This window comes from Thioalkalivibrio sp. ALR17-21 (genome assembly GCF_000420185.1).
In the GTDB taxonomy this organism is placed as follows: Bacteria; Pseudomonadota; Gammaproteobacteria; order Ectothiorhodospirales; family Ectothiorhodospiraceae; genus Thioalkalivibrio; species Thioalkalivibrio halophilus.
Genome location: NZ_ATUL01000043.1, coordinates 1 through 9,487, shown reverse-complemented (window position 1 = coordinate 9,487; position 9,487 = coordinate 1). Strand labels below are relative to the sequence as shown.

General features: G+C 66.8%; 11 protein-coding genes and 1 pseudogene. All 12 read left to right on the top strand.

Going from position 1 to position 9,487, the window contains the following annotated elements:
* Window positions 1-129: pseudogene (locus G020_RS0114155) on the top strand (carbon dioxide-concentrating protein CcmK); the annotation flags it as partial.
* 10 nt (window positions 130-139) lie between these two features.
* Window positions 140-592 (top strand): bacterioferritin, encoded by a 453-nt coding sequence (locus G020_RS0114150; protein ID WP_024330046.1) that lies wholly within the window; start codon window positions 140-142, stop codon window positions 590-592.
* Window positions 576-857, top strand: coding sequence for a 4a-hydroxytetrahydrobiopterin dehydratase (locus G020_RS0114145; protein WP_024330045.1), 282 nt, complete (start codon window positions 576-578; stop codon window positions 855-857). Before G020_RS0114150 ends, G020_RS0114145 begins: the two co-directional genes overlap by 17 nt.
* Before the next feature lie 13 nt (window positions 858-870).
* Window positions 871-1,506, top strand: coding sequence for a ParA family partition ATPase (gene parA / locus G020_RS0114140; protein WP_024330044.1), 636 nt, complete (start codon window positions 871-873; stop codon window positions 1,504-1,506).
* Complete coding sequence (locus G020_RS15170) at window positions 1,503-1,913, top strand: hypothetical protein (RefSeq protein ID WP_024330043.1); 411 nt, start codon at window positions 1,503-1,505, stop codon at window positions 1,911-1,913. The genes parA and G020_RS15170 overlap by 4 nt, the downstream gene beginning before the upstream one ends.
* Window positions 1,914-1,975: 62 nt before the next feature.
* Window positions 1,976-2,779, top strand: a complete 804-nt coding sequence (locus G020_RS0114130; protein ID WP_018947961.1) for a CbbQ/NirQ/NorQ/GpvN family protein — start codon at window positions 1,976-1,978, stop codon at window positions 2,777-2,779.
* A 28-nt stretch (window positions 2,780-2,807) separates the two neighbouring features.
* Window positions 2,808-5,129 (top strand): nitric oxide reductase activation protein NorD, encoded by a 2,322-nt coding sequence (locus G020_RS0114125; protein WP_024330042.1) that lies wholly within the window; start codon window positions 2,808-2,810, stop codon window positions 5,127-5,129.
* A gap of 57 nt (window positions 5,130-5,186) precedes the next feature.
* On the top strand, window positions 5,187-6,188 hold the full coding sequence (locus G020_RS0114120) for a LysR family transcriptional regulator (protein WP_024330041.1): 1,002 nt from the start codon (window positions 5,187-5,189) through the stop codon (window positions 6,186-6,188).
* Between the two features lie 108 nt (window positions 6,189-6,296).
* Window positions 6,297-6,872 carry an SgcJ/EcaC family oxidoreductase gene (locus tag G020_RS0114115; RefSeq protein WP_024330040.1) on the top strand — a complete coding sequence of 192 codons (576 nt, stop codon included), beginning with the start codon at window positions 6,297-6,299 and terminating at the stop codon, window positions 6,870-6,872.
* Between the two features lie 69 nt (window positions 6,873-6,941).
* On the top strand, window positions 6,942-7,889 hold the full coding sequence (locus tag G020_RS0114110; protein WP_024330039.1) for a sodium-dependent bicarbonate transport family permease: 948 nt from the start codon (window positions 6,942-6,944) through the stop codon (window positions 7,887-7,889).
* A 3-nt stretch (window positions 7,890-7,892) separates the two neighbouring features.
* Window positions 7,893-8,183: a hypothetical protein gene (locus G020_RS0114105; protein WP_018871374.1), complete on the top strand. Its 291-nt coding sequence runs from the start codon at window positions 7,893-7,895 to the stop codon at window positions 8,181-8,183.
* Between the two features lie 13 nt (window positions 8,184-8,196).
* On the top strand, window positions 8,197-9,198 hold the full coding sequence (locus tag G020_RS0114100) for a phosphotransferase (RefSeq protein WP_024330038.1): 1,002 nt from the start codon (window positions 8,197-8,199) through the stop codon (window positions 9,196-9,198).
* Window positions 9,199-9,487: the final 289 nt, after the last annotated feature.

Here is a 9,487-nt window from a genome sequence, read left to right as displayed (position 1 = left end):
CGTGCCGGTGCCGATTCCTGCGAGCGTGTGGGTGACGGTCTGGTGGCCGCGCACATCATTGCCCGCGTGCATTCCGAAGTGGAAAGCATCCTGCCGTCCGCGCCCAGCGCCAGCGGCTCCGCCAGCTGAGGATACGCCGATGGCCGATCCACGGATCGTGGGCTATCTGAACCGGGCGGTCGCGCATGAAATGTCGGCGGTCCAGCAGTACATGGCCCAGGCGCGGTTGACCGCGCTCTGGGGCATGGCGGAGCTGAGCGACTCGTTGCGGCGGGAAGCGCAGGAAGAACTGGAGCATGCGGATCGCCTGATGACCCGCCTGATGCACTACGGGCTGGCCCCGCCCGGCGGCCAGCTGGCTCCGGTGCGTCTGGGGCGGTCAGTGCGGCAGCTGATGGAGTACAACCGTGCGCTGGAGCTGGACGCGGTGCGGATGTACGAGGAAGCAATGGCGTATTGCCGTCGCACCGGCGCCCGAGAGGATGCCGCGCTGTTTTCGGCCCTGCTCGACGAAGAGTGGGAACACGTGCGCGAGATCGATGCTCAAATGAATGCAAACGGCAGCGGAGATTCCGATGGCCGAGAACGGTGACGTGGTTCCCGCAGGCTGGGAGCCTGGCAAGGGTTCGCTGGTGTTGATCAGCAAGCAGTACACCTTTGATCGATACGGGGTGACGCGGGATTTCCTCGACCGGGTCGCGGATCTGTCCGAGGCCGACGGTTATCACCCGAACATAAGCTTCGGGACGACCTACGTGAACATCACCATCGACGCCCGGGACGGCGAGGCGATCGGCGAGGCGGATCGCGCCTTCGCGCTCGAGGTCGACCGCCTCGCCGGCGAGGTGACTTCATGACCCGGGGGTCATAATGAGCTCGCGGGTGATCGCGGTCGTCAATCAGAAGGGCGGGACCGGCAAGACCACCCTGACGATGAATCTCGCGGCCGGGCTGGCCCGGCGCGGCCGGACCCTGGTCGTCGACGCCGATCCTCAGGGTTCCGCCGGGCAATGGGCGCGCATGAGTTCGGAGCGCAAGCCGTTCCCGGCATCCGTGTTCGCGGTGGCAGGGCCGCTGGACCGGGAGCTGGCAAACCTGCGTCGGGATTATGATTTCGTGGTCATCGACTGTCCTCCGACCCTGGAAGGCGGTGCGGTGAACGGCGCCCTGGCGGCGGCGGACCTGGCGCTGATCCCGGTGCTTCCTTCGCCGGTGGACCTGTGGGGCAGTGTCCGCATGGGGACGGGCCTGGAGGAGGCACAAGGGGCGAACCGGGATCTGCAGGCGCGTATCGTGGTCAACCAGCTTGAGGTGCGCAGCGCGCTCTCGCGTGCGATGAAGCACGCCCTCATGGAGATCGACATACCCGCTCTGGAGCAGACGCTGCGGCGGCGGGCCATCTACCGGCGTTCGGCGCTGGAAGGCAGCTCCGTCTATGATCTGGGGAAACCCGGACAGGCGGCTGCGGCCGAGATCGAAGCCATCATCGAGGAGGTGTCACAATGAGTGACCTGCAGAACAAGCTGGCGGCCGGCGTGCGCGCGGCGCGCGAGAATCAGGACAACAAGGGCGAGGCATCGGGCACGTCGACGAATGAAACGTCGAGCAGCAAGCCGGAGTCCGCCACGGAGCAGAAACCGGCGGAGAACAAGCCGGCGCAAAAGCCCGCCTCCGGCAAATCGTCGTCCGGAAAGGCAACGACCGGTCCGCGGGGCAGCACGGCGAAGAAGCCTGCGGCTAAAAAGTCCGCGGGTGGCTCCGGCGCCACCCGCAAGAGCACCGGGTCGACGGCGGGAAAACGCTCCCCGGCTTCGAGCCGCGGTGGCCGCAAGGACTCCCCTGGCAATGACGATCGCGCCACCGGGGATACGCCCTGGGAGAATCTGCATCCGGATCGGGTCTGGCCGGACTGAGTCCGGGCGGGATTGCGAGCATGGCCGGGCGAAGCCCGGCCTTTTTGTGAAGGAGCATTGCCATGCAGGACGAACTGCGCGAATACCGGGTGACCGCAGAGCCCTATTACCAGCCGGTCGCGGACGAGGTGGAGCTGTACGAGGCGGCGTATGCGGCGCGCATGCCCATGATGCTCAAGGGTCCGACGGGCTGCGGCAAGACGCGCTTCGTGGAGCACATGGCCTGGAAGCTGGGCAAGCCGCTGGTGACGGTGGCCTGCAACGAGGACATGACCGCCTCGGACCTGCTGGGGCGCTATCTGCTGGACGCTGAAGGGACGCGCTGGCAGGACGGGCCGCTGACCATGGCGGCCCGGCTCGGGGCGATCTGCTATCTCGACGAGATCGTGGAAGCGCGCCAGGACACCACCGTGGTGATCCACCCCCTGACCGACAACCGGCGGGTGCTCCCGCTGGAGAAGAAGGGGGAAATGGTGAAGGCGCATCCCGATTTTCAGGTGGTGATTTCCTACAATCCGGGTTACCAGAGCCTGATGAAGGATCTGAAACAGTCGACCAAACAGCGCTTCGGCGCGCTGGATTTCGATTACCCGGATCATGCGACCGAGACCCGGATCGTCGCGCACGAGGGCGGTGTGGGCGAGGACGTCGCGGACAAACTGGTGAGCGTGGCCGAGCGTGCGCGCAACCTGAAGGGGCACGGACTGGACGAGGGAATCTCGACGCGGATGCTGGTGTATGCGGCTACGCTTATTGGCAAGAATGTCGCGCCGCTAGCCGCCTGCCGCATGGCCCTGGTGCGGCCCATCACCGACGATCCGGACATGCGCGATGCGCTGGATTCGGCGGTGACCACGTTCTTCTAGACCGCCTTCGAGGCGGCGCGAACGCGCGATGAGCATCCATCTGGAAGACTATTCGGACCTCCTCGAGGACCTCGGGGACCACGCCGCGCAGGTGCTTGAATCTGCGTGGCACGAGGCAACGCGTGCATTCAGCCCGGCGGGACTGGAACGCTACTACCTCGAGGGAGCCCGCAGCCTGCATTCCCTGGGACGCGGGACCGAGCTGGTCGTGGCGTTCATTCAGGAGGCGCCGGGGCTGGCGCATGAGCTGGGCGAGGATGCAGTGGCAGAGCTGCTGAGCGCGGCGATCCGCATGTACTCCAAAACCAGTTCGGCGGTGATCACGCTGGTGATCTCGACTGCGCCGATCGCGGCCCGCCGGCTCGGCGATCACTTCCTTTTCGAGGGCTATCTGCGCCTGCTGGATTCGCTGCTCGGGCAGGCCCCGCGCGGCGTGCGCCCGATGCTGGAGCACCTGGACGAGCTGCTGAGCCATCTGACCCTGGGCGGGTTGCGGCGCTGGGCCACCTGGGGCGCACAGGCCCATCGCTCCGATCTGGAGGCGCAGATCGAATACTTCGGCCTGCAGTCGCCGGAGTCGCGCTCGGTATTCCAGAAGGAACGCCGCGGGACCTTGTTCGTGGACGTGCAGCGGCGTATCAACCTGTATCTGCGCTCGTTGTGGGGACGCGATTTCTTCATGCGGCCAACCAGCGGCGATTTCGAATCGCGCGAAGGGTACCGGCCGTATATCCAGGGGTTCACGCTGTTCCTGCCCGATGCCTTCGACGACACCGACGAGCTGACCGGGCTTGACCTGTATCGCGCGGCGGCGGCGCATGCCGCCGCGCACATGGTGCATACCCGCGAGCGCCAGGAAGAAGAGGCGCCGCGGGGGATCCGGGGCGCGCTGCTGGAGCTGTTCGAGGATGCCCGGGTCGAGGGGCTGACACTGGCCGCATTCCCGGGGCTGGGGCAGATCTGGAAACCCCTGCACACGGCCACCCCGGAAGACGGCGATGCGCCGCAGCCACTGCTGGCACGGACCGCGCGCGCCCTGATCGACGCCGATTACACGGACCCGCACCCGTTCGTGGACGAGGCGCGGGCGGCCTTCGCCCGCGAGTCCGATCTGGAGCGTGCGGGACTGGCGGCGGAACTGGCGGAAGCGCTGGCGCCGGCGTTCCCGGAAAAGGGCTACGTGAACCCGAAGCAGATCGTGCCCGAGGTCGTCTACCGCGACGACAACCGCTATATCTGGGCGGTGGGCCGCGAGGACGAAGAAGAGGCGGAGGTGCTGGCCGCACACGGCTCGGGTCAGGAACGCATCTACGTCACGCCGATGGAGATGATCAACACCCTGGACGTGCCCAGTGCCGGGGACGATGCCCAGCAGATCATGGTCCTGGCGACGGAGTTTTTCCGCGATGGCGAGGACACCAGCATCAACGCGCAGGAGGGCAAGGAGCCGATCTCGCTGCCGTTCCACTATCACGAGTGGGACTACCAGATGCAGCTGGAGCGCCCGCACTGGGTGACGCTGCTGGAGCGTCGTCCGGAGAAGGGCGATCTGGACGAGATCTACGCGATCAACGAAAAGCACAAGCCGCTGATCGCACGTCTGAAATACCTGATCGAGGCGATTCAGCCGCAAGGCGTGCAACGCCTGCGTCGGCAGCCCGAGGGCGACGAGCTGGACGTGAATGCGCTGGTGGAGGCACAGATCGACCTGCGCATGAACCGGCAGCCCGACGAGCGCATCTACACCCGCACCCTGCGCCAGGAGCGGGATCTGTCCGTGCTGGTTCTGCTGGACCTGTCGGAATCGACCAACGAGACGGTGCGCGGGACCGACACCTCGGTGGTGCAGCTGGCGCGCGAGGCGACCACGCTGCTCTCGGGTGCGATCTCGCGTATCGGCGATCCGTTCGCGATCCACGGTTTCAACTCGGACGGGCGGCACGACGTCGAGTACTTCCGCTTCAAGGATTTCGATGCGCCCTGGGACGACACGGCGCGGGCGCGTCTGGCGGGGATGAAGGGGGCGCTCTCCACGCGCATGGGGGCGGCCATCCGGCATGCCACGGAGCAGCTGCGTGCCCGCGGCTCGCAGAAGAAGCTGATGCTGGTGATTACCGACGGCGAGCCCTCGGATACCGACGTGCGTGATCCGCAGTACCTGCGCTTCGACGCTCGCCGCGCGGTGGAGGAGGCCGGACGCAACGGCGTCCACAGTTTCTGCATGAGCCTGGACCCCAACGCCGATGATTACGTGGAGCGCATCTTTGGGAACCACTACATGGTGCTGGATCGGGTCGAACGGCTGCCGGAGAAATTGCCGATGCTGTATGCCGGCCTGACTACCCGTTAACAGGGGGCCGGCGTGAGTCAGAGCGATTCGACGCGGGATTCCGGCCTTCCGCAGGTGATGCTGAAGTCGGAGCTGCCGGCGCATCTGATCCGGCATGCGACCCTGCGCCAGCTGCAGGTCTTCGAAGCGATCGTGCGCCTGGGCAGCTTCACCCGCGCCGCGGAGGAGCTGCACCTGACCCAGCCGACGGTGTCCATCCAGATCAAGAAGCTGTCCTCCGCGCTGGGGCTGCCGCTGTTCGAATACGTCGGGCGGCGGGCGTCGCCCACCGAGGTAGGGTTGCTGCTGTACGACACCTGCCGCGAGATGCTCGGGGCGCTGACCAATCTGGAGATGAAGCTGGCCGAGATGCACGGCCTCAAGCGCGGGCGGCTGCGGCTGGCTGTGATCACCACGGCGCAGTACTTCGCGCCCAGCATTCTCGGCCAGTTCGCGCGGCGCTATCCCGACGTGGAGCTGTCGCTGGAGGTTTCGAACTTCGACCGGGTGCTGGACCGCCTGGCCAATAACGACGATGACCTGTACATCATCGGCCATGTGCCGGAGCGCCTGACCGACGTGGCGGTGTACCCCTTTGCACCCAACCCGCTGGTGGTGATGGCCAGCCGCGATCACCCGCTGGCCGGCCGCCGCAATATCCCGCTGCAGGAGCTGGAGCAGGAGAATTTCCTGATGCGCGAGCCGGGATCGGGGATCCGTGAGTCCACCCTCAAGCTGTTCCAGGAACACGGTATCAATCCGCGGGTGCGCATGGAGCTGGGTTCCAACGAGGCGATCAAGCAGGCGGTCATCGGTGGTCTGGGGATCTCGGTGCTGTCCCTGCATACCCTGAGCGCGGAGGGCGCGGAAGGGCCGGTGGCGCTGCTGGACGTGGAGCATTTCCCGATCCACCGTCAGTGGCACATCGTGCATCCGCGGCAGAAGGTGCTGTCGGTGGTGGCGCAGACGTTTCTCGACTTCGCCATTCAGGATGAGGCACGGCTGCGCAATCAGATCGAGGACATGCTGGCCGCCTTCAAGGCGCAGGCCGATGCCGGACAGGGCCCCTTCGCCGGATGAACGGTGCCGGCTGACAGGCCCGGCTGACAGGCTATGGGGGGCGGTTTACAATCCCCCGCAAAGTACAACCTTTGATCAGGGCCGCCACGGCGCCCGCGGAGAACACCCGTGAAGAATCCTTCCGACGACCGGCCGCGCATCAGCGGCACCCGGTTCATTGATGCCGACAGCGAGCCGCGTGCCCGCTTCAGCCTGAGTGCCTCGTACCGGGACCAGCATCACCCGGTGACCGGCACCGGTGGCGACCCGAACTTCGGCGCCATCGATACCCCGGTGGACGAGAGCTGCGTGGTTTGCGCCCCCGCGACCCGGCGTCTGGCGGAAGAGCTTTTCGACCGCTGGAACGACGCGCTGAAGACCGGCGACGCCGATCGGGTCACCGACTGCTATGCCGAGGACGCGGTGCTGCTGCCCACGGTGTCGAACGTTCCGCGCACCACGCGCGACGAGATCCGCGACTATTTCCGCCATTTCCTGGAGAAACGGCCCGAGGGCACGATCACTCAGCGCAACGTGAAGTTCGGCTGCAACAAGCTGACGGATGCCGGGACCTATACCTTTCGCGTGCGCGACGGCGGCGAGGTCAGGGACGTACCGGCGCGTTACACCTTCGTCTACGAGAATCGCGACGGCGAATGGAAGATCGTGCATCACCACTCCTCGATGATGCCCGGTAGCGACTGAACCAGACCGACAGTCCCGTGCCCCGCGAGAGCCGGTGCGGGGCGACGTTTCTGACTGGAGGCAAGGACCATGGTTTCCGAACCGGTCGTTCTGTTTTTCCTGCTCGGCGCGATCGCCGGGCTGGCCAAATCCGATCTGAAGATCCCGATGGCGGTGTACGAGGCGCTGTCCATCTTTCTGCTGCTGGCCATCGGCCTGCACGGCGGGGTCAAGCTGGCCGAATCCGAGCTGGTGCCATTGCTCCTGCCCGGACTGGCCGTGCTGGTGGTGGCGGCGTTCATCCCGCTGATCGCCTTCCCGATCCTGCGCTGGGTCGGCCGCATGACCCGCGCCGATTCGGCTTCCATCGCCGGCCACTACGGCTCCGTCAGCGTGGTGACCTTCTCGGTAGCGGTGGCCTACCTGGCCCAGCGCGGGCTGGACTACGAGGGACACATGATCGTGTTCCTGGTACTGCTGGAGATCCCCGCGATCGTGATCGGCATCCTGCTGGCCAAGGCCGGAACCGGGGGTGGGACGCGCTGGGGCAAGACCCTGCACGAGGTGTTCTTCGGCAAGAGCGTGTTCCTGCTGATCGGCGGGCTGCTGATCGGCTACCTGGCCGGTCCGGAGAACATCGAGCCGCTGGAGCCGATGTTCTGGGATCTGTTCAAGGGCGTGCTGGCGCTGTTCCTGCTGGAGATGGGGCTGGTGGCCTCCAGCCGCATCGCCGAGGTGCGCAGTTACGGGGTCTTCCTGGTGGCGTTCGCGATCGTGATGCCGGTGGTGGCCGCGCTCCTCGGTATTGTGCTGGGCTGGGGGCTGGGCATGTCGCTGGGCGGCACGCTGCTGCTGGCCACGCTGTACGCCAGTGCCTCGTACATTGCGGCGCCGGCAGCCATGCGCATTGCGGTGCCGGAGGCTAACCCGGCACTGTCGATCGGGGCCTCGCTGGGGGTGACGTTCCCGTTCAACATCTTCGTCGGCGTACCCCTTTACTTCTGGTTGGCCGAACAACTCTACGCAGTCGGAGGATAGGGCATGGAAGGCGAACCGATGCGCCTGATGGTGATCGTCACCGAGGCGATCCTGGAAGATATGCTGGTCGACGAGATCCGCAAGCTGGGTGCCAGCGGCTACACCGTGATCGATGCCCGCGGCTGGGGCGAACACGGCAAGCGTCGCGGCAACTGGCGCCAGGGCGGCAATATCCGCATCGAGGTGCTGGGCTCCGAGGAGCTCTGCACCCGTATTGCCGCGCACATGCGTGACACCTACCAGAAGGACTACGGGCTGCTGATCTACACCACCGACGCGCTGCTGCATAACTGAGGCGGCTGCGGCCATGGGTGCGCGGGAGGACGCAGAGCTGGCCGCACGCGTGCGCGACGCGACCGGCGCCCGCGCAGCGTACCCGGAGGAACGGGTGCAGGGGCTGTGGAGCGGTTATGGCGAGATCCGGCGCTACCGCCTGGAGGATGCGACGGTAGCCTCGGTGATGGTGAAGGACGTCCGCTACCCGGCAGCCGTCAGCCACCCGCGCGGCTGGGGCGGCGGGGTTTCCGACCGGCGCAAGCGGCGATCCTACGAAGTGGAGCGTGCGTGGTACGCGGATTTCGCCCCGCGGCTCGATCCGTCGCGCTGTCGGCTCCCGCGCTGTTTCGCGGCGGGTGGGGACGATCATGGCGGCTGGATGATCCTGGAGGATCTGGATGCGGCCGGTTTCCCGGACCGCCGCGAGCGCCTGGACTTCGACGGGGCGGTCCTCTGCCTGCGCTGGCTGGCCGAGCTGCATGCCGCGTTTGTCGGCACCGCACCCGACGGCCTGTGGCCGGTCGGCAGCTACTGGCATCTGGCGACCCGCCAGGAAGAATGGGCGGCGATCGAGGACCCGGCCATCCGCCGCACGGCCGCGGAGGTCGATCGCCGGCTGAACGCGGCCCGCTTTCACACCCTGGTCCACGGTGACGCGAAGGTCGCGAACTTCTGTTTTGCTGCTGACGGGGGCGCCTTGGCGGCAGTGGACTTCCAGTACGTCGGCGGCGGCTGCGGGATGAAGGACGTGGCCTATTTCATCGGCTCCTGCCTCGACGAAGAGGAACAGGAGCATCGCGAGGCCGACCTGCTGGACGCCTATTTTGATGCCCTACGCGAGGCGCTGCGCGATCACCACCCGGACGTGGAGGCGGCCGCGCTGGAGGCCGAATGGCGGGACCTGTTCCCGCTGGCGCAGGCCGACTTCTACCGCTTCCTGGTCGGCTGGAGCCCGGCTCACTGGAAGATCCATGACTACAGCCAGCGGGTTGCCCTGGAGGTCGTACGCCGGCTGGACCCGGGGCCGGCCTGAGGCGCGCGGGATCGGCCAGAGGCTGGCCTCCTACAGGGCGAACCCTGCCCCCGGCAGGAGGCCGGCCCTCCGGCCGATTGTGCGTTCGGGCAATCTCCGCGCCGGATCGGTTAGAGGCTGGCCTCCTGCGGGTCGAACCCTGCCCCCGGTGGGAGGCCGGCCCTCCGGCCGATTGTGCGTTCGGGCAATCTCCGCGCCGGATCGGCCAGAGGCTGGCCTCCTGCGGGTTGAACCCTGCCCCCGGTAGGAGGCCGGCCCTCCGGCCGATTGTGCGTTCGGGCAATCTCCG